General features: G+C 51.5%; 26 protein-coding genes. All 26 read right to left on the bottom strand.

Annotated elements, in window-relative coordinates; translation table 11 throughout:
* Positions 1–8: 8 nt before the first annotated feature.
* Positions 9–1025 (bottom strand): XkdQ/YqbQ family protein, encoded by a 1017-nt coding sequence (locus JD108_RS04640; RefSeq protein WP_198828752.1) that lies wholly within the window; start codon positions 1023–1025, stop codon positions 9–11.
* Between the two features lie 4 nt (positions 1026–1029).
* Positions 1030–1452, bottom strand: a complete 423-nt coding sequence (locus JD108_RS04635) for a hypothetical protein (RefSeq protein ID WP_228728309.1) — start codon at positions 1450–1452, stop codon at positions 1030–1032.
* Between the two features lie 12 nt (positions 1453–1464).
* On the bottom strand, positions 1465–3195 hold the full coding sequence (locus JD108_RS04630; protein WP_198828751.1) for a tape measure protein: 1731 nt from the start codon (positions 3193–3195) through the stop codon (positions 1465–1467).
* Positions 3196–3399: 204 nt separating this feature from the next.
* Positions 3400–3789, bottom strand: a complete 390-nt coding sequence (locus tag JD108_RS04625) for a phage tail assembly chaperone (RefSeq protein WP_198828750.1) — start codon at positions 3787–3789, stop codon at positions 3400–3402.
* A gap of 13 nt (positions 3790–3802) precedes the next feature.
* Entirely contained in the window at positions 3803–4237 is a 435-nt protein-coding gene (locus tag JD108_RS04620) for a phage tail tube protein (RefSeq protein ID WP_198828749.1), read from the bottom strand.
* 15 nt (positions 4238–4252) lie between these two features.
* A complete protein-coding gene (locus tag JD108_RS04615; RefSeq protein WP_198828748.1) occupies positions 4253–5311 on the bottom strand; it encodes a phage tail sheath subtilisin-like domain-containing protein in 1059 nt (352 codons plus the stop codon).
* A gap of 11 nt (positions 5312–5322) precedes the next feature.
* Positions 5323–5745, bottom strand: a complete 423-nt coding sequence (locus JD108_RS04610) for an HK97 gp10 family phage protein (RefSeq protein ID WP_198828747.1) — start codon at positions 5743–5745, stop codon at positions 5323–5325.
* Positions 5738–6169: a phage tail terminator family protein gene (locus tag JD108_RS04605; RefSeq protein ID WP_198828746.1), complete on the bottom strand. Its 432-nt coding sequence runs from the start codon at positions 6167–6169 to the stop codon at positions 5738–5740. Before JD108_RS04605 ends, JD108_RS04610 begins: the two co-directional genes overlap by 8 nt.
* 1 nt (position 6170) lies before the next feature.
* A complete protein-coding gene (locus JD108_RS04600) occupies positions 6171–6494 on the bottom strand; it encodes a phage head closure protein (protein ID WP_198828745.1) in 324 nt (107 codons plus the stop codon).
* On the bottom strand, positions 6491–6790 hold the full coding sequence (locus tag JD108_RS04595) for a head-tail connector protein (RefSeq protein WP_198828744.1): 300 nt from the start codon (positions 6788–6790) through the stop codon (positions 6491–6493). The genes JD108_RS04600 and JD108_RS04595 overlap by 4 nt, the downstream gene beginning before the upstream one ends.
* Positions 6771–7127, bottom strand: a complete 357-nt coding sequence (locus JD108_RS04590; RefSeq protein WP_198828743.1) for a hypothetical protein — start codon at positions 7125–7127, stop codon at positions 6771–6773. The genes JD108_RS04595 and JD108_RS04590 overlap by 20 nt, the downstream gene beginning before the upstream one ends.
* Before the next feature lie 58 nt (positions 7128–7185).
* Complete coding sequence (locus JD108_RS04585; protein ID WP_198828742.1) at positions 7186–8373, bottom strand: phage major capsid protein; 1188 nt, start codon at positions 8371–8373, stop codon at positions 7186–7188.
* Positions 8374–8410: 37 nt separating this feature from the next.
* A complete protein-coding gene (locus JD108_RS04580; protein ID WP_198828741.1) occupies positions 8411–9043 on the bottom strand; it encodes an HK97 family phage prohead protease in 633 nt (210 codons plus the stop codon).
* Positions 8982–10295, bottom strand: coding sequence for a phage portal protein (locus tag JD108_RS04575; RefSeq protein WP_407649420.1), 1314 nt, complete (start codon positions 10293–10295; stop codon positions 8982–8984). Before JD108_RS04575 ends, JD108_RS04580 begins: the two co-directional genes overlap by 62 nt.
* Positions 10296–10346: 51 nt before the next feature.
* Positions 10347–11915, bottom strand: a complete 1569-nt coding sequence (locus JD108_RS04570; RefSeq protein WP_198828740.1) for a terminase large subunit — start codon at positions 11913–11915, stop codon at positions 10347–10349.
* Complete coding sequence (locus JD108_RS04565) at positions 11905–12435, bottom strand: hypothetical protein (protein WP_198828739.1); 531 nt, start codon at positions 12433–12435, stop codon at positions 11905–11907. The genes JD108_RS04570 and JD108_RS04565 overlap by 11 nt, the downstream gene beginning before the upstream one ends.
* 132 nt (positions 12436–12567) lie before the next feature.
* Complete coding sequence (locus JD108_RS04560) at positions 12568–12957, bottom strand: HNH endonuclease (RefSeq protein WP_198828738.1); 390 nt, start codon at positions 12955–12957, stop codon at positions 12568–12570.
* Complete coding sequence (locus JD108_RS04555; protein WP_198828737.1) at positions 12947–13249, bottom strand: hypothetical protein; 303 nt, start codon at positions 13247–13249, stop codon at positions 12947–12949. Before JD108_RS04555 ends, JD108_RS04560 begins: the two co-directional genes overlap by 11 nt.
* 120 nt (positions 13250–13369) lie before the next feature.
* On the bottom strand, positions 13370–13795 hold the full coding sequence (locus JD108_RS04550) for a transcriptional regulator (RefSeq protein ID WP_198828736.1): 426 nt from the start codon (positions 13793–13795) through the stop codon (positions 13370–13372).
* A gap of 32 nt (positions 13796–13827) precedes the next feature.
* Entirely contained in the window at positions 13828–14244 is a 417-nt protein-coding gene (locus tag JD108_RS04545; RefSeq protein ID WP_198828735.1) for a hypothetical protein, read from the bottom strand.
* A gap of 160 nt (positions 14245–14404) precedes the next feature.
* Positions 14405–14920, bottom strand: coding sequence for a sigma-70 family RNA polymerase sigma factor (locus tag JD108_RS04540; RefSeq protein WP_198828734.1), 516 nt, complete (start codon positions 14918–14920; stop codon positions 14405–14407).
* 4 nt (positions 14921–14924) lie between these two features.
* Positions 14925–15149: a hypothetical protein gene (locus tag JD108_RS04535; protein ID WP_198828733.1), complete on the bottom strand. Its 225-nt coding sequence runs from the start codon at positions 15147–15149 to the stop codon at positions 14925–14927.
* 3 nt (positions 15150–15152) lie between these two features.
* The gene (locus JD108_RS04530) at positions 15153–15551 is read right to left on the bottom strand and encodes a RusA family crossover junction endodeoxyribonuclease (RefSeq protein WP_198828732.1); all 399 of its coding nucleotides are present in this window, start codon (positions 15549–15551) and stop codon (positions 15153–15155) included.
* Positions 15541–15810, bottom strand: a complete 270-nt coding sequence (locus JD108_RS04525) for a hypothetical protein (protein WP_198828731.1) — start codon at positions 15808–15810, stop codon at positions 15541–15543. Before JD108_RS04525 ends, JD108_RS04530 begins: the two co-directional genes overlap by 11 nt.
* 275 nt (positions 15811–16085) lie before the next feature.
* On the bottom strand, positions 16086–18326 hold the full coding sequence (locus JD108_RS04520; protein ID WP_198828730.1) for an AAA family ATPase: 2241 nt from the start codon (positions 18324–18326) through the stop codon (positions 16086–16088).
* Positions 18327–18330: 4 nt separating this feature from the next.
* Entirely contained in the window at positions 18331–18834 is a 504-nt protein-coding gene (locus JD108_RS04515; RefSeq protein ID WP_198828729.1) for a hypothetical protein, read from the bottom strand.
* Positions 18835–18836: the final 2 nt, after the last annotated feature.

The following is an 18836-nucleotide window of genomic DNA, read 5'->3' as shown; positions in this document are numbered from 1 at the left end:
CCTCACCCCTACTTCACATCCTCAGGCAAGGCAAGCTCAAGCTGCATCGTGTGGATCTGTTTTTTCACTTCGTGTTTCACCGCCGTGATCATGAATCTCTGTTTCATGCCAGTGATTGGTTCGTCTACATCTAGCAGCCGGCCTGCCTTGAAAGCCACGTCTCCCAGTAGCTTGATGCTGTTCGTCTCGTGGATCCGCGCCAGCCGCTGGAGAAGAATGCGAGCGACTTCCCTGGCCTTTGCGGCGTCTTCGGCGTCTATCTTGAATACTTCCTCCAGAAGGCCGTATTTTTGGATCAATCCCTCATCCTGCACATTTGCGACGATTTCGTATTTGGGTTTCGTCTTTTCCTTGTCGTCATGCTCGACCAGGATCTTAACCCTGTTGCGCATGCTTTCGATTGTTCGGGTACGATCCGCGCCCAAGGGATTCGCCAGGACATCAGCAGGAGCGACATTTTCCGCCAGCTTGAACGTTCCCTTTATGACCAGGTTTTTCATCTCTTCAAAGTAGATTTTGCCTTGCCGCATCTCCACGTTGTACCGTTTCCCGGATGCCCGCTCATGTTTTTTGTAGATGTCTTCGATGATCTCCGCCGGGCTTTTCTCCAGGTAGATCTCATCTATTGGTGTGGCCATCTCCGGAACATGACCGATCAGCATGCCAAAGTCATTCAGTATCTTTGTGATTGCCTGCGATGCGGGAATATTGTTGAACTGGTACACGCTCTTGGACTTGCCCAGATACCAGGCGTAATCGTACACGGTGTACTTGATTGCCGCTCTTCCGGATCGCCCTTCCGTCACGATTACGCCGCGGTGGACCTCCTCTCCATCTTTGGTGAGGATGACAACGTCGCCTAGGTCACAGGGATTAGCCGGAAAAAGTTTTGCATCGGTCCAGCTAATATCGAACTCCATCGCTGCCATCATGGAGAGATTCGAGTCCCATGTTATACTTCCGACCAAAGGCGTGATATCGTAGCTTTTTTGCCCGTCGTTTTTGATAAGAAGTATTTGGAACACATCATCACCCCCTTGATGTGCTGATAAATGCAAACTCCGTCATCTGCAGCGTGTATTCGATGTCCCCGCTCTTGCCGACTTTCCACTCAAAGCTGTCGATTGTGACCGCCATGTTCAAGGACTGGGCACCTCCGGAATCAACGATGACCAAACGGACCGGGATCCGCATGCCGCGCCAACGTTCGATCGTCTCGACGTACGCCATCCCCCACATATTTCGGTTGCGGAGGAAAGGATAATCCCGGATCGGAAAGAAGCTTTTGATCTCAACCGTCCGGAGTCCTTTCAGGCCGATCAAGTTCAGCGTCTGTTGTAACCCATCAGCGCGTTCATTGTTCCACGGGGAATCGACCGAATACTCAGCAGGAGGAACGGGGAGTTGCAAGACCTCCGCGTTGTTGTTGATAGACAGAAACACGTTGATCACAGTCGCACCTCCCTATGTTGACCAGATATGCCGCTCGATGCGCCCCAAGAGACTATCGGCAAGATCCATAGGGCTCTGGTTATCCCGCAAGCGAGCTTTGGTGTTTTTATCCGTTGCTGAGGTGTTGTTTGTGAGAGCTGCCGTATTCGCGTTGAGAGCATTCTCCAATTGTCTATTGCGTTCTGCCTGAGCTTTTCTCATGTCCCGCTGCTCTTTGCGTGCCTGTTCAAGATCATCTCTTACCCCTGATCTGTGCACATTTGCTTTAAGCCCTTGAAGGCTTACCTTCGGAATGGGGGCAAAGCTTGTATCCCATTTCGGTGCCGCGACTTCAGCGAACTTAGCGCCGCCAAAACTGACGTCCACTGTTTCCTTCCCCATTGCGGATAAAACGGCATTGAGGGGCTTGATCATCCTCTTAACGCCGGACTCAGTCGCTTCGATTAGATGGTTCCATGCGCTTTTCCCGATCCAAACGATGGAATCGAATAAGAATTTATAGGCCCGCAGAATAGAGTTGGCGAAATCGACATATTTGTTTACGCCCCATTCAGCGGCATCTACCATCACGTTCCAGCCCTCGCGGAGCTTTAGGGACACAACATCCCAATTTCGCCAAAGCGCCACCCCCGCCGCGATTAGTGCGCCAATACCAACGATGATCATCCCGATGGGGTTGGCTGTCATGGCCAAGTTCAGCGCCAGCTGCTTCACAGTCAAGATGGCGATCGTGGTTTTCAGGGCCGCAAACGCCCCTACGACTCCCCATACGGCAGGCTCGATCCAGGACCAGTTATTAACAAAGAACATGGAAATGGTGTAAAGGGATTGCCCCACAGCTTTCGCACCTTGGTAGATCTTTACCATCCCGTTCGACAAATCTTCGGCCCACTTCTTACCCGAGCTGGACTCCATCATCTGCTGGATACTATGCAGATCAGTTTTGATTGCAAGAAATAATGGTTTAGTCAGCTCTCCCAGCATCTGAACCGCTGTTTCTTTGATGTTTGCCAGCGTGTAGGTAAATGTATTGGACATCTCTTTCATACTGCCACCGAACCGATCTTTCAGCCCTTTCATGATGAGCGGAAGCGCCTGATCCGCGAACAATTTGCCGTTCTCGCTGAGCTTCATAACCTCCGCAGTAGATTTACCCATTTCCTTGGCCAGAAGCGACCAGGCCGGGATCCCACGCTCCGCCAATTGGTTCATTTCCTCGGCGCTGATCTTTCCCTTAGATTTGATCTGGCCGAGCGCCAGGGCAATCCCTTTGAGCTCATCGATGCCCCGCCCTGTTGCAGCAACCGCATCTCCCAGGGTGTACATCAGTGGCATGACTTCTTGGCCGGCATACCCCATTCCGAGAAGCATTTTCGCAGAATCCTGCAATCCATCGAACTCAAACGGTGATTCTCGCGAGAGCTTGCGGAGATCGGACACCATCGTTTGGGCATCACGTGCAGAATTCAGCAGAATCCCGAAAGATTTCTCTGCCGTCTCGGCGCTGGCGTTTGCATGAACTCCAAGGCCGATCAGGCCAGCGCTCGCGATCGCGGTGGTGGTAGCCACAGTAATGGCCGCCGATTTTACGCCACTTTTGATCGACTTCCACGTATCCATTCCCTGGTCTTTCAGCTCTTTGAGCTGCTTCTTATAGCGGACAGTGCCCCCTGCAATTCTGGCAAGGGTAGCCGTTACGCCGTCTTTGAGGACAAGCGTCTTCGAGATATCCTTCGCACTCACTTTGATATCCCTCCTCCCTTCAAAGGAAAAGAGGCGCTGGAATGCGCCTCCGTGCGATTTACCGAGGTTCTTCTTTAATTGCCAGGAGCATTGACTGCATCATCACCCGCTTGGTAAGATAGTCGAGCCCCAGTAAATACTCGACAGTATGGCCTTTTTGGACATAGTGGTGAAGAAAGTAGAAGTCTTCATCACCACTATGCATCAGTTTTTTATTTCATCATCAACTGCCTTTACCCCTTTGCCATAACCAGCCAGTTTCATTGCAAAGCCACCGATTGTCGCCACTTCACCAGGAAGGAAAATCATATCGACAATATCCATTGGTTCAGCGCAGCCGAATTCCTGCTGGAGTGCTGGATCCTTTAAGTTGGGCTCAACTACACAATGGTAAACGAGGTACGGGTCAGCTAGATCTTCTCGTTCGCTATCCTGAGTCATTTCCAGCGCTTCAAGTGCAACAGACTTCTCTGGTTGTTGGATCACGATCTCACCCTCCAGAGAATCAACATATAGTGTTTGTCTTTTGGCTTTCTTGTTTTTCAACTTGTCTTTATTCTCAAGCAGTTTCGCAATCGTAATTTTTTTGGACATATTGCCCCTCCTATCATCCTGTTATCAAATCGATCGGGTCGTAATCGCTAAAAGCAAAAGGAACTTCTTCGCTTCCCAAAGTTTTCTGTTCAAACTTCATGAGCATAAATTCATTTATCGTCACGTCATGAAGCGCAACTCGTTCAGATCCGAATGCATCTGGATCTGCTAACTTCCCGACAAGCTCCAACCTTGGGTATTCACCTCGCCGGATAGCCTCCGCCATCTTTTTCTGGACTCGGGAATAGATTTTCTTGATCGTCATGCTGCCCTCTCCGGTCCATCCGATTCCCTTCTTGTACGTGGCGCCCTCCCCGGCAAAATTAACATCCTCCCAGTTGACCACCACTTTCGCTTCAAAGCTGTCTACTTCTGCCCACAATTCGTTATCTACCCAAAGACGGCCATATGTTCCATTAATGACTCGTCTTCCATCAGGCTTCGCCATTGTCTATTCACCGCCTCACACGTGGATTTTCATCTGCAGATCTTCGACTGCATCCAAAAACTTCAGGCCGCCAGCCAGGAACACGAAAGACTGAAACGTCATTTCTTTTACTTTCTGATCATCCCAGGTGCTCGTATCCGTTCCGATGCTCTCCCACGCCAAGCGCTGTGCCTCCACATCGACACCTACTTTGTTTTCGGCTGCGGGATCGAGCACAGTTCCCTCTAGGCTGCGCGAATACGCATTTACTGCCGTGATAAAGAGCACTTGGTTATCGTAGCTGTTGTTGACCTTGCCGACGTAGTGTTCTTCGAAGGTACGTCTTACGTCCTCCATCCACAGGTCGTGACCCTCGATGATCTTGATCTTTTTCCAGTCTGCACCTTTGTCGGTTGTGGTCGTCGTCAAGCTGTTGACGCCGCGGGCAATTTTGATTTTTTCGCCGTCATTGATCAAAATGAGCTTTCCGGCATCGATGTCGGCATCCGGATCAGAGCTCTCTTGGATTGCTTCAACCTCTGGCAGCACGTAGTACGTGGAGCTACGTGTCAGCGGTAACCCAGCAAGGATGCCTGCTATTCTGGCTGTATATTGAGAGGCAGTGAAAGGTTCCGCAACGCCTTTTACCTTTCCCTCGGTGGCGAAATTGATAATGCCCTCATGGTCCGCATCAATATTCGGCAGCACCGCCTTAAAGGTCTTTTTGTTCACGTCGCGCCACGTTTTGACCTGTGTTGCAACTGTGGCGGCATCCGCAGGCGAAATTCCAGGAATGGCCAAATAGTTCCACCGTTTGCTTGCGAGACGAGTGTGTGCCTCATTGTAGTCGGTCGCAGCCGCATCAATCCGCTCAACGATCACCTTAGACGGCGTGCCAAGAAAGGCATCCTTGATGTACTGCAGGTTTGTTGCGGTCCAATCACTTGATTGGACTTCAGACACGGATTTGTACTCTTTTGTATCAAAGGTCCCAGTATCGTCCTTGAGAATCAACGCTACAATGCCGCGTTGACTCCGCTGAATGGCCGAAACGGCCAGAGACGAGAAGATAATCGAAATCTCAGGCAGTCCCATGCCGACACCTCCTATAACTTGCTCATGATCTTGTCAAACTCTTTTTCCAGGATCCCGTTCCATTTCTGGTTGATCTCTTTTGCCGCCTTGTCGAATACATGAAAACCAAGAACGAATCCGAGCTCCTTTTTGTTTGGCTCCGGGCCCACCATGCGGTGGCCATACTCAAGTAAGTGGGCGTGTCTGCTGCGGCTATACGTCCGTACCTTGTATTCACCGTTTTTAACCCATACCCGGCCTCGTTTGATCGACTTGAAGTAGTCTCCAGTATCTTCGATGACGGATGCCTTCGCCCGGCGAAGAACGATTTTTCGTGCGTGATTTCCAGATGCTCTCATTAACCGTTTGGCCTCATTGGGAAAGAGCTTTTTCAGATCCTCAAGCTCTCCATGGAACCTGTCCAGACCCCTTGTATCGATGTCGAAGTCAGCCACGATAGTTCAGCTCCTGCATCTTGTCTTGGTTTTCGTTGCCTTCCTCGTAAGGCGAGTCATCATAGTATTCAAAGTCGAAATCGAAGTGGACGACTTTATCAACCAGCCGAGACTCCGCATGATTAATTGTGATCACCCTATCGCCAACCGGGAGGGAAAGGCCAAATAACTTTTCGAGCCGGTCCATGACGTCATAGGCTTCTTCTTTGTATTTGTGCCGGCTGGTGGGGAAGAACAAGATGCGGCAAGTCATGTCCCGCAAACTATTGAATTGGAGAGCCTCTGCTCGATTTGTCTCCAGCATGACGAAAAAAGAAGGGCGTTTGAACCCTTCTTCTACATCGCTGCTCGCTATCTCAATGCCAGGGAACTCAGCTTTGATTTTGTCGTTTATGGCTTTGTTGATTTGTGCGCGCGTCAGCATGTCACTGTCTCTCCCTACACATCAACTGCAGCTCCCGCCCATTGAAATTAGGATGGATGATGTACATGATCTCGAAATCCACGCCGTTGCAACGGACCGTCATTGATCGGTCGATATCATCGCGGTGGCGTATCCGGATACGAGTGGTGACATCGGCCTCGCTCCGCTGTGCAACAAAAAACTCCTGCCCGCGTAAGGGCTCAACGCTCGCCCAGACCGTCACGTAGTCTTCCCACGCTTGCTTTCGTTCCCCCATGCTATTCTCCGCCCAAATTTGCCGCCGGATCGTCACTCGTTTATTCAGCCGATTGACCAGTGATTTCATGGCGTTGTCTCCGGTGGCGGCGCGTAAGCATGCTGGAGTTGTGCAAGCATGGACTGCACGGAAAAACGGATCTTGTCGGACGGTTGCGACCCAATTAGGTCCCGGTTCTCATACCAATCCGCGCAAATCACCAGGCAAAACAGCTTCGCAAGCTGGTTGGTGCTGTCAAATTCTACTTCAACGGCATTACGCAAATATTCCTCTGCTGCACCGATCAGTGTTTGGATGAGCGAGTCCTCATCTGCTCCGTCTACCCGCAGCCAGGTCTTCGTTTCTTCAAGCGTCAAGATCGGCATCAGTATTCACTACTCCATCATTGGCCGCTCCGTCGTCTACTGTGGAAGAATCAACGCCAAGATATTGCCGGTAAAGTGCCTCCCGCTTATCCGCGTTGCTGTCGTCCCCTACGATTCCCAAAGTGGCCAACCATTTTTTCTGCTCAGCAGCCGAAAGCTCCGAAAATTCTTCCAATGTCGGCGACTTGGGCGGAACTGCTTTTTCGGACGCTTTCAAAAATCCTTGGGAGACCAGATATTGAACCCGCTGTTGGTCATCATCCGGGTATTCTTCACCAGGAAGATACAGTTTCATGTCGTGATACCGCTCACGAAAGGCTTTGTTCACCTTAGCCATACAGTTCACCCCCAAATACTGAGGGCCGGCTTCCCCCGGCCCCCCGCTTTATTGATTATCAAGGTGTTGGTGTGATATCCAATTGGCCGAATACGGCAGCCTCCGCATCCCATTTTACGTAATCATCGCGCATGATGGTCCGGAGCTCTGTAGTATCACGGCGCCATGCATCGCCGCCTTCCCGGGTGGATGCCAGCTCAAAGAATCGGCGGTTGAACAGTACCATGAACTGCTTCAGGTTACCGATGATCAACGGTGCATTGGTACCATCAGAAGGCAAGTTACGGTTAGATACGACCGCAATCGGACGACCTTTGAAAAGCTTACGTCCTGGTTGTGTGAAGTCATCCATCAGAATCGGGCGCCCCTTGCCATCAACTTGGTTATCCAGCCAGTTGAATCCGTCCTGGTTGGTCAAGATAACGGCGGAACGGCTGATTGCCGGGTCCAGGTCCACGTTGAGGACCGTGTTGATCGCTTTCAAATCCGCCAGCGTCTTTGGTGTGATAGTCTTCAACAAATTGATGATGTGCACGTTGCGTGTATGGGCCGCCTTCCGGGCGATCCAGTTTGTAACGTACCCCAGCAGGTTCGCATCGTTATCCTGAAGTAGCTCATTGGTCAGTGGCAAGTAACCTGCCCGCTTTTTGACCTTATAGCTGATCGGTGTAAACTTCGGATTATCCGTCGCCTGGATTATTCCGTACTCGTCTACATCCGCAAAGGGAGTCATGTCTGCGTCCGACTCCATAACCCGAGTACCAGAGAGCGCGGTGACGTTCTCAACGGTCACATACTGGCTCAAGTCGTTCCAATCACGCATCAGTGTATTGATTTGCGTCTGGATGTCCTGCGGCACGACAATCCCAACGTCTCCGTCAGCGATAGCCGGATTTGTATTCCCCTCGTTCATGACGGCTCGTTTTTCATATTCGCGGATGACAGAGCGCATCTCCTCTGAGATTGGGCGGCGGCGGATCCCGCGCAGTACGATGCCGGTATATTCTTTCTCCAGCTCCTGCATGTCGCGTTCTTCCACGTTGCCATCGTCGTTCAGTTCCTTCCCGCCAAGACCGCGAGCCTCGGTTTCTTCCAGTTCACGTTGCAAATCTACTTTTGCTTGCAGGCTTCGGACCTCGTCCATTTTATCTTTCGCTTCTTGTGTCTTGTCTTCGGCCAGCAGGGACCGTACTTCTTGTTTCGCGTTGTCCAGCTTCTGGAGCAGCGCTCGCAATTCTTTTGTCATGGGATCACCTCATGAGTTATTTGGCAAAACAAAAAGCTTAACCAAAAAGGTCAAGCTCGATGAGCAGTTTTTCTTTTTCATACTTGTCAACAGCTCGTTGTTCAGAAGCTTTAAACTCCTCTAAACTCCGGACGCTGACTTCATTTGCAGGGTACGCGGGGAATGCTACTGGGCTAATCTCGTACAATTCAGCATTCAAGATATTGCGCTTATAGACCCGTTTTTCATCGCGCTTCTCACTTGTCCACTTGTCTTTTGTCACGCGCATTCCGAACGACACGCCGTCCACATCACCGCGCTGGATCAACTCCCACGCATCATTGCCGACAGTGGTGTTCGGGATATCTAGTTCGAAGCGAAGCTCTGTATCCGTGTTGGTCAGGCGAAGCGTCCCCGACTTCGTGTTTCCCAGTACCTGAGATGTGTCGTGGCTCCACAAACCAACGACGTTACGCGAAGCGATGCTATCCTTGAACGCTTCTTTGTCGATCGACTCAACAAATGTGTCTCCCCACCAGTCGCGCATCTCTGCACTGTCTGTGTTGTACTTGATTGCACCGGTGATGGTCCGTTTGCCGTCGTCACCATCAGAGGCTCGAACCTCAAGCTTAACCGGTAACGCCCGGATCTCCTTCGTCTGGGTCGTCTTTTTTTCCTTGTCCAGCTCCATCACCCCCTTTCGCTTTATAGGCGCTTCCAGCCATGGTGATCGGTACAACACTACCGTTCACCAGCAGTTGGTCGCCGCCTTCCATTGGCGGAAGTTCCTCCTTCGCCCGGGCCTCATTGGGTGCGAGAAACCCACCCTGCACGCCGATGCGATACGCTTCATACCTGGTTTTGATATCGCTCCGCAGAATGGCGTCGACGTTAAAGCGGAAAAAGTACCCTTCCTGGATCTCTTCGTCCAGCAGCAGCTTGTATGTCAGTTCTTGTTCGTACATCGTGAGGATCGGCTGTAGCGTGTCCGTGTAAAACTCCTTCTGCTGCTCAGCTACGTTTGTATGCGTCGCCCTGGTCAAGTCATTGAGCTGATGCATCTTAATACCAAAGGCAGAAGCAATTTGCCGGATCGTCAGCTGATTGTTCTCTAGGAATTGCGCGTCGTGCATATTCAGCGCAATCGGCACGAACTGATAGCCAATGGGCATCAACGCGACCCGGTGGCTGTTGTTCAACCCCGATGACATGGCTTCAAACTTCTCACGGAAATTTTTCTTGGCCTTCTCATCCAGGTCGCCAACATACTGGACGATACCTTTTACCTGCAATCCCTGCTTGTAGAAGTTGTTGACGAACTTGTTCGCCGACGCCGCATTTTCAACTGTAGCCCGCAAGCAATCCAGCGGGGATAGACCGACAATCCCGTCCAGGGTCACGCCGCCTTTGAAGTGCAGAACCTCATCCGGCGAAAGCTTTCGCTGCTCATAGCCAAGGTTCACCTCATACCAGAGCTTCGATCGACTGGTGAGAACGCCGCTTGCGCCGGTGTCGTTATCCACGATGATCTTAACCCGGCTGGCGTCCATCGGCCACAACCCGACAATCCGTCCGCGATGATCAAACTCCATGGAAACGTAAGCGTTGCCGTACATACTGTTTTGCGCCTCGATGCACTTCCAAAAGTCAAAAGCGCTCATGTACGGATTGGGGCGCAACCGGAGCAATTGATACACCGGGTGCCGCGTGTGTTTTTGTATTCCAGACTCATCCTCCTGGAATACCTTCAGAGGCAGTTTCGCCACCGATTCGGATCGGATGCGGACACAGGCAAACACAGTGTCTACTTTGAGGGCGTTTTTCCCCCGCACGTTGACATCACCCGGCTCAATGCCCAACACTTCGAGCAGCCGCCGGTCATCAACGTTCAGTTCCAATGTTTCTCGCTTTTCCATACCAAGCCAGCGCCGTGCATAATCTATGATCTTCACATCTGCACCTCCCTCCTTTCAAAATCCCAACCGCTTGGGATTTTACCCCCACAGTTTGTTGAGGAATGATTCGTCTGCAAACTCCGACACATCCAGGCTGATCTCCTCAAACAGCATGGCCGTCGCCATCGCGTTGATCAACGCGACGGTTAAATCGATCCGATCCGCCGATTTGTTTTTCATCGGCTTGATATTCTCGTTTCCATCGACGGCCACCACGACATTGCCCCAGCACCACCGGGCCAACGGGTTTTCTTCATGGCTCATCATCCCGCGCTTCATCAGCTGCTCGATCAATTTCATGGCCGGACTCATGTTGGCCATGTTTTGAGGGATCTCCACAACCTCAACGCCCTGACGCATAAGCCGCTGTGTCAGCATCCGGCTGTTCCAGGGGTCGGCGCCAAGCGTGTGCAGGTCGTATTGCTTGCTCGCCGCGACGATCCTGGCCTCCACAAAGTCGTAATCCACGACATTCCCGGGTGTTGCATGCAAGACCTTTTGATTCACCCATCGATCATAAGGCACATGGTCGCGTGTGACCCGCTCTTTCATGTTGTCCTCGGGGATCCAGGCATCATGGATGAACCGCCAGTCTGGCATGCCATTCTGCGGCGGGAACAGATAGACGGCAGCTGTGATGTCCGTCGTGCTTGACAAGTCCAACCCCACATAGCAACGCTTCCCAACCAACTCCGACAGTGACCACTTGCCAGTCGTTTGGTCCCAGAGCGTAAGCGGTAACCAGCCGACCCGCTTGAGTGACACCCATTGATTCAGCCGCAACCAACGGAAAAGGCGCTCCGCCGCTTCACTGTTACGTGCGGCCAGCGCCTCCTGGCGAACGCTTTCTATGCTAATGGTATGACCAAGACTCGGGTTGGCTTTAAACCAGGTTTCCTCGTCAAAGATGTCTGCATTCTCTGGCGCCGCATAGATTTTTGCGTACCAATACGGATCATCCAGTTCACCGGAGATGATTTTTCGCGCTTTGTCGTGGACCTCCCAACCGATCGACTTCCGGTCCGGGTCGTCGCCGGCCGTGGTGATAACCCACCAGATCGGTTCTTTCCGGGCGGCCCCGGCGCCAAAGGTCATGACATCCCACAGGTCGCGGTTCGGCTGCGCGTGCAACTCATCAAAGATGACCACCGTCGGGTTGATCCCGTGTTTGGTGTACGCTTCTGCCGATAGTACCTTTAGAGTCGTCCCGGTCAGCTTGTTTTTGATCTCTTTTTTGCTCTCGGTGACCTTCAGGATCGCTTCAAGCTCAGGCTCCTGCTCGATCATGCCGCAGGCCGCCCGATAGACCAACTCCGCTTGCTGCCGGTCAGCAGCGCAACAGTAAATCTGTCCGCCGGGCCCGTCGCAGACGATGTGATAAAGCGCGATTGCCGCAATCAGCGAGGTCTTGCCGTTCTTCTTCGGGATCTCCAAGTACGCATAGCGATACTGCCGGTATCCGTCCTCTTTGACGGTGCCATACACATCCCACAGGACTTGATACTGCCAGTCAAGCAGCTGGAATGGCTGGCCGTAGAAGTCATCGACGGCATGGAGCATTTGGATGAATTCAATGGGCTCTAGGGCTCGTTGTTTATCATGGGGCATGGCCACCAGCTCGTCTGTTTATGAATTGAGCCATCGCTGACTCTTTCTTTTCCTCCGCCGGCATTTTCGGGATCGATTTGATCCGTGCCGTGGGGTTAAGGAACAGCCGATCCTCCAGCTTGAGCAGCATGTCCCTGGTCTTCATGACTTTGTCCGTAACGCCGGCGATCGACTCGTATATCCGCATACGATCCTCTACGTCCTCTACCTGGTCGATGTCCATCCGCATCCGCTCCATCATTTTCGCCAATGCATGTTCCTGGCTGATCAGCATGCAGTAACGGTTGATGATCTGTTCATCAAGGCCGTCGACAAACTCGATCGACTTGTAAAGCTTCTTCAGCCTCAGGAATTCGCGGTGAGCGACGGGATCCGCCTTCACGGCGGGCGACTCCTTGAAGGTCGTGCCGGTGTAAAGTGACTTCTCCGCCTTCTCGCGGTGTTTCAGTTCTGACTTTGTCCGATGACTTTTTCCCTCCAACTTGATCAGCTGGACCGGTTTACTGGGTCGTCCTGCCATGTTCTCACCTCCTGAAAAAATCTCATTTTGGGAAAAAATCTCGCGCGAGGGGGGCGCGGCGGTCTCCGGCGACGCGGTCGAAAATTTTTGACCCTCCCCCTGCCCCTAATCCTTTACACAAATAAAGCGTTTCTAAGACGGGTACCGCTTCTTGTCCTCCGCCGTCTTTTGGTTATGGTGCGGATGGCATAATGACCGCAGGTTGTCCAGCCGTAACCGCAGATGCCAAAATGGCCTCACAGGCCTAATGTGGTCCACAACATCGGCTGTTCGGATGTGCTGCTGATCCAGACAGTCCTGGCATAGCCCGTGATCGCGCATCAGTGCCTGTTGGCGAAGCCGCTCCCATTCTGCGCTGCGGTAAAAGTCTCTTGCCTGCTTGTCACGCTGGTGCAGGTCATACTGCTTGTTTCGCTCTCTCTTCTGCTTGTTCACAAGCGGCATGTGATCCGGGCAATAGCCTCTGTCTGTCAGGTTGCGACAGCCCGGTGCTGCGCATGGTCGTTTCGGTTTAGTCGCCATATAGGTCTCCCAGCACAATCCGATCTCTGTGCTGTTTTGCCCACCGGATCGCTGCCGGCAGATCAATGTGATGCCGTCCGTAGCAGGTGTGCATCGTGATCACAGCGTCCGTTACGCTGTACCTCCACCAAACGCCGTCAAGCTGGAGATACCCTTTCTGCCGGTAGTACCCGGGTTGCAGTTGCTCGCCGATAAGGGACAGCAGCGCTTCCCTGGTCACTGGCTCCACCCGCTGGCAGTATCGTTTATACGCATGATCGTCTAGGATGAATTGCAACTCATCAAGTCTCATAGCTCCTCTCTCCTTCAGGAAATGAAAAAGCCACCCGAATATCGGATGGCTTGTCCTACTTGGTATGATCTTCCACGTTATTAGATTACCACGTTTTGAAGTGCCAAAAGTGACATCTTGTTACACCCACCCCAACCGCTCAGCTATGGCATACACGATGCCATCTCGCCAGCGCATTGCATGGCGGCGGCTGACCCCGATTTCAAGGGCTATACCGTCCCAGGTTAAGGTCTGTGGCTTGCGCCAATATTTCAGTTCGATGAGTTTCTTGCGATCTGCCGGAAGTCTTCCGTACACGTCATCGATTGCATTTACAACCTCACGCATCCTGTTCAGCATCCGGTAGGTAGCCAACAGCGTGCCTCGTGTAGCTGTCGGATCACCCGGCAGATTGCCTCGTCCACCGCCTACGTTTTCGTCATCCCCTTTGCTGCCATGTAAGAATTCATTCTCCAGCCGTATGATCTCTTTTCGCGTTTCATGGTATGCGTACAGTTCCGACTCCACATGTTGAAAGGTGCCTTTTCTGATTTTGGTTATTGTCATGCTGTTCACCATCCCTTGGGCTTCACGTCAAATCAAAGCAATTTTTTTAGCAGCTTCCGTATCAATTCGTATGATTCATCGTTAAACCGAGTATACTGATCGCCAGGTGAGTGAATCTTTTGTGTCAGCTGGGTGAGAATCTCGCGGATCTCGTTCAGCTGCTTTTTTGTTTCTTCCTGTTCAACAGCCATTTTGGAAACTTGCACCAGTATTCGTTCCGCCAATTCTGTTTGTCCTGAAGAAGCCGGATTCGCCTCCACCTTTTCGTCAGGTGCAACTCCCCACGTATCCTTGATCTTCTGCAAGGTAGCCCAACTCCCGATATTGTACTTTTCACGAATCTGTCTGTCCGACATCCCTTGATTAACCAGTTTTCTGTAGATGTCTTTGGTCAAGTCGGACTTGGTCAACTTTTGCGGCTGGCGCTTTGTTGTGGTGGCATTGCTCATCCCCTTGTCATCCCCTTTCCTGTATGTCTCCAATTCCTCGGGAGACAAACGGTACGTAATGACCTCCCCCGGCTGCACATCCTCTTCCCGATGTGAGAAACGAATATCACCCCGACCGTTAGAACGACCGAAAAACCTCGCTTTGGTAACCATGGCTATATCAGCACAATGCTGCTACAGCTTTTTTCATGCTGAACATTCTTCGCGAGACATTGACCTGGCTCATCCCTAATTTGCGGCCAATCTCTTTCTGGGTATATCCCTGCAGCGCAAGCATTGTAATGGCTGGTTCCCGTCTGAACAGTTCCGAAAAGAGCAACTTGGCTTCGACCTCTTCTTCCACCGAATCGAAGTTCGCCAGCAGATCCGCCAGTGATCCTTCTTCCCGGTCCCATCCATCGATCGAAAAAACATCCCCCGTTCTCTTTACAGCCTTTTGCATACGAATTGCCTTTCTGATCTCGTTCTCAATCCAAATTCCTGCAAACGTGGTGAACTTGTACCCCAAGGAGGGATCAAACTTTTTCGCCGCTTGGACAAGCCCGATGCATCCAACCTGATAAAGGTCCTCGTATTCATACCCAGTGGGTGGGTAATATTTTTTCAGGATGTGGTGGACGAATGGCAATGTATTCTGAACCAAAGTGTCAACATCATTGCTCCGTACAGCGTTCATCTTTTTAACTCCTTTCTCTCATGCTTTCATACACTTCTTCCAGCCACCTAACGAGCATGAGCATTTGCTTTATAGTCAGCTGGTGATTCTGATACTTCCGGCATAGCTTATCGCTTGAATCGACTACCCATGCCCAGAACTGCTCATCATGCATCCCATATTTGGCAGCGGCCTGATTTGCTTGATTGATCCAGCCAACGACATCGTCGTAAAAGGCTTTATAGTCCATAGGCTAAACCTCTTCAATCCGGACGTAGATCCCTGGCAACCTGGCCCAAAACTTTTCCGCGATCAGGCTGACCACCAGCGCGTCATCCTTCCAAAATCCCAAGTCGGTCATGCAGTCAAACAGCAGCTTCTGGCTGTTGTCGATGTCGGGCCGCGTGGCCTTGTACTCCCCGTCCTGACGCTTGCCAGTGATCGGAAAGCACCATTTGACGATCAGGCGAACCGGGCGATGGTATGGACGTTCTGGCTTGTGTTGCCCAAGATGAGCCATCAACTTCGCTCTCGCAGCTTTCAGCGCGGCTGGTTCGTAGAATACTGGCTTGTCCTTCACGACCGTTACCTGTTTTTGCTGATGGGTAACGGTCGGCACTTTTTTCATCGGCATAAAAAATTCAGTCGTCATTTCGTTCACCTTCGAGCATCTCTTCCCAATCGTCGATCGTGCCGCGCAAGTAACTTGGCGCTTCGTCGCTGGAGAACAGGGATTCACGATCGAGTACGAATTTTACGGCATAAACCCATTCACCTGATTTTTGATCGCGGAGTTTTACTCCAAATTGGAGCTTTCCAGCTTTGTCATAGCACCTCATAAAGAAACTGCCGAATTCAATCAATTCTCCCGTTTCATTTTCCCAGTATTTCTCATTCGTTTTTTTTGGCATTTTATTTTTCCTTTCTCGCGCGGGTGTCAGTTCGGCAGAGAGAAGGGGTTGCCGCAAACCTGCGGCGGCAACCTTCTCTCTCTGACGATTACTGTTTACCTGACTTAATCTTTAATTTATTACTACGGGCGCGCGATATATTTATATATAAGGCGTGATTCTGATTTTTCGGCGGCGGCAACCATAAAATGATGGTGTTCGCCGCCGAAGTTTTATTTGCGGCGGCGGCGGTTATCATGGTTCTTGCCGTATATTACTTCATGGCGGCGGCGGAATTAATCATGATCTGCGCCATCGTCCTTTACGATCAAACCATCTTGCAAAACATATCCGTACTTTTTGATCCAGTCTCTCACAGTCCGCTCAGACACCTCTTTGCCAGATTTTCCAAACCATTCGACAACATCTTTTACTGTCGGTGGTTCCCCGAAATTACAATTGTTCACCGCGTCTTCAAACTGCTCGGCTTTGCTCCGACGTTCCTTTTGGGCTGACGATTTTCGCTTTTCTGCTGCCTTCTTCCACGCTGGGGCTTCCCCTTCCGGCTCGATGTCCTTCAGGCTGCCCACCTCGTCCACCTTATGGATCGGATACTGGAACCACATATTGATGGGCTCGAATTTCGGGTACTCTCGCAATGTGCCCTCTACGCGCCATGCCGTCCGGATGCGGACGCTCTTCACGGCCTGCTTGATGCTTTCCTGCGCTGCATTCAAATGTGCCGGTATTGCCCGTTTAGCGTGGTCTTCCATCGCCCTGGCGCTCAACAAATCATCTTGGGATACATGTTCATCCAAATAGTCTGGATTGAATTTTTCAAAGAGCTGCTGGTACACCGCGCAAACGGCCTTGTTTTCCTCCTGCTTGAGCAGATCCTCCGTAATATCTAACTCCACGAGGTCGATGAGCGCGTCTGGGTCGCGGGCAAATACGCCGCTTCCGCTGGCGCGGTCCATGGACTTTTTGCCCCCTTGGGCACCTTTTGAATGGTGGTGGCAGTAGATGACGCTGGCTCCCAGCTCTGTCGCGATCTTGTCAAACTGGTTGGTAAAGTGCGCCATCTGGTCCGCGCTGTTCTCATCACCAGTCAAGACCTTATAGATTGGGTCGATGATGACGGCGATATAGCCTTTTTTGGCCGCGCGCCGGATCAGCTTCGGCGCCAGCTTGTCCATCGGGACTGATTTCCCGCGCAAATTCCAGATGTCGATCTTATCAATGTTCCTTGGCTCCAGTCCCAGTGCTTGATAGACACTTTTGAAGCGATCAAGCGCACTTGCACTATCCAACTCCAGATTCACGTAGAGGACTCGCCCCTGCGTGCACTTCCAGCCCAACCATCGCTCTCCCTCGGCAATGGCTATGGAAAGCTCAATCAAGGCAAAAGACTTGCCGGCCTTCGACGGCCCAGCCATCAGCATTTTATGGCCTTGCCGGAGCACACCCTCAATTAACGGCGGAGCCAATGACGGCATGTTATCCCAATAGTTCGCCAAGCTCTCTGGATCTGGCAGATCGTCGTTGATGCCCTCGATCCATTCGTGCCATTCGGCCCAGCTCGCTTTCCCGATGTTGGTGTCGACGATGAATTGCTTTTTCCCGTTCCTCTCGACGCCCGGCATTCGCGACAGCCTGGATGGATTGCGATTTTGGTTGTCGATATTCAGCCCATTCTTTTTGCAGACGTTATACAGGTAGTCCACCCGTTTGCGGTACTCGTCGTAGTTGGCTGCTTCCACTCGCACGATGGCGTGGAGACTCTTCCCGCCGCTGTATACGAGGACAGCTATTGGCAGCTCCAGCTCGCGCATGATCGCATGCTGCTTTTCAATGTCCATGGTATCGGACTCGACCAAGGCGTACCGGAATTCGGTCACGTTTTCGTTTTTGACGCCTTTGCCATCCAGCGGGTTGAACCGGATCCACGCACCGGCTGCTGGATTATAGTCACCGAGCACTGCTCCGATGTCACCTTCGCACATATGTAGCAGTTCAATCAGCTCGCCGGCAGTTCGGTCCCACGCCCCTTTGGTGGGTAGGTACTTACCGTCATCGTCTTGCCACGATTCCGTAACGTAGCCGACATTTTCAGATGCCTCGAAGAGCGTCTGCAGGTATGTGGTCAATTGCTGCACTGGGTTCCAAACGGCTGGCTCGTGGATCTCCTTGCCCTCGATCCAGTTCTTATCGACCACCACGTAATCGCCAGCTATCTCGTCATCCCATCCGAGTTCCCGGCCATCTCGATCAGAACGTGGCACCCAGCCGTTGTCCTTGGCCATCTGCGTGATCGTTGCCCCCGTAACAGGTGTGCCAGCCCCTTCGAACGTCGTCCACTTTTTGAAGCACTCACCGGGATGGTACCGGGCCGGATCACGTTTGCTCCAGTTATCCCAGTCAGCTGCGGTATAGCCCTCGTATTTGAGGGCCATGCCTACACTAAGCCACTCCTGGTATGTCAATTGAGCTGGGTCGATATAGGCCAGCAGTGCAATAAGATCGAGTTTGTGCTCCATGGTTTTACCCCACTGAAAGACTTTTTCGTCTTTTTCTCCTGTTATTAGCTTGAGTCTTTGCATCTGTCCACCTGCAGTTAGATGGTTCATAATTTCCGTCGTTATTGATTCGATCAATACTTAGTGAATCAGAATATCCGTGTTTTAATGCCCAATCACGAAATTTCGAGAAATCCAACCAATCATCACAAACTTTAATACCCCTGCCACCGTAATTCTCATAAGAGTGACTGTTTGGGTTGTTACACCGTTTGAGCATTCCAGACCAAATTTCATAAAGTCGAGAATTTCTGCCACCGTGTTTGGTATTTGCTCCATTTTTTCTGTTTTCTTCTTCAAGGCAACCACAGCTTCTGATTAAATTATTTCTTAGGTGGTCGCCTCTCACTGTCGTTGTTTTTCCGCAATCACATTTACATAACCATGCTGGGTGTTTTCCGATATTTCCTGAGCGACTTAATACTGTCAATCTGCCGATTCTTTGATTCGTTAAATCAATAATTCGCATCC

This window comes from Brevibacillus composti (genome assembly GCF_016406105.1).
GTDB lineage: Bacteria > Bacillota > Bacilli > Brevibacillales > Brevibacillaceae > Brevibacillus > Brevibacillus composti.
Note: the sequence above shows the minus strand (reverse complement) of the source record. Positions and strands in the feature narration are given on the sequence as shown.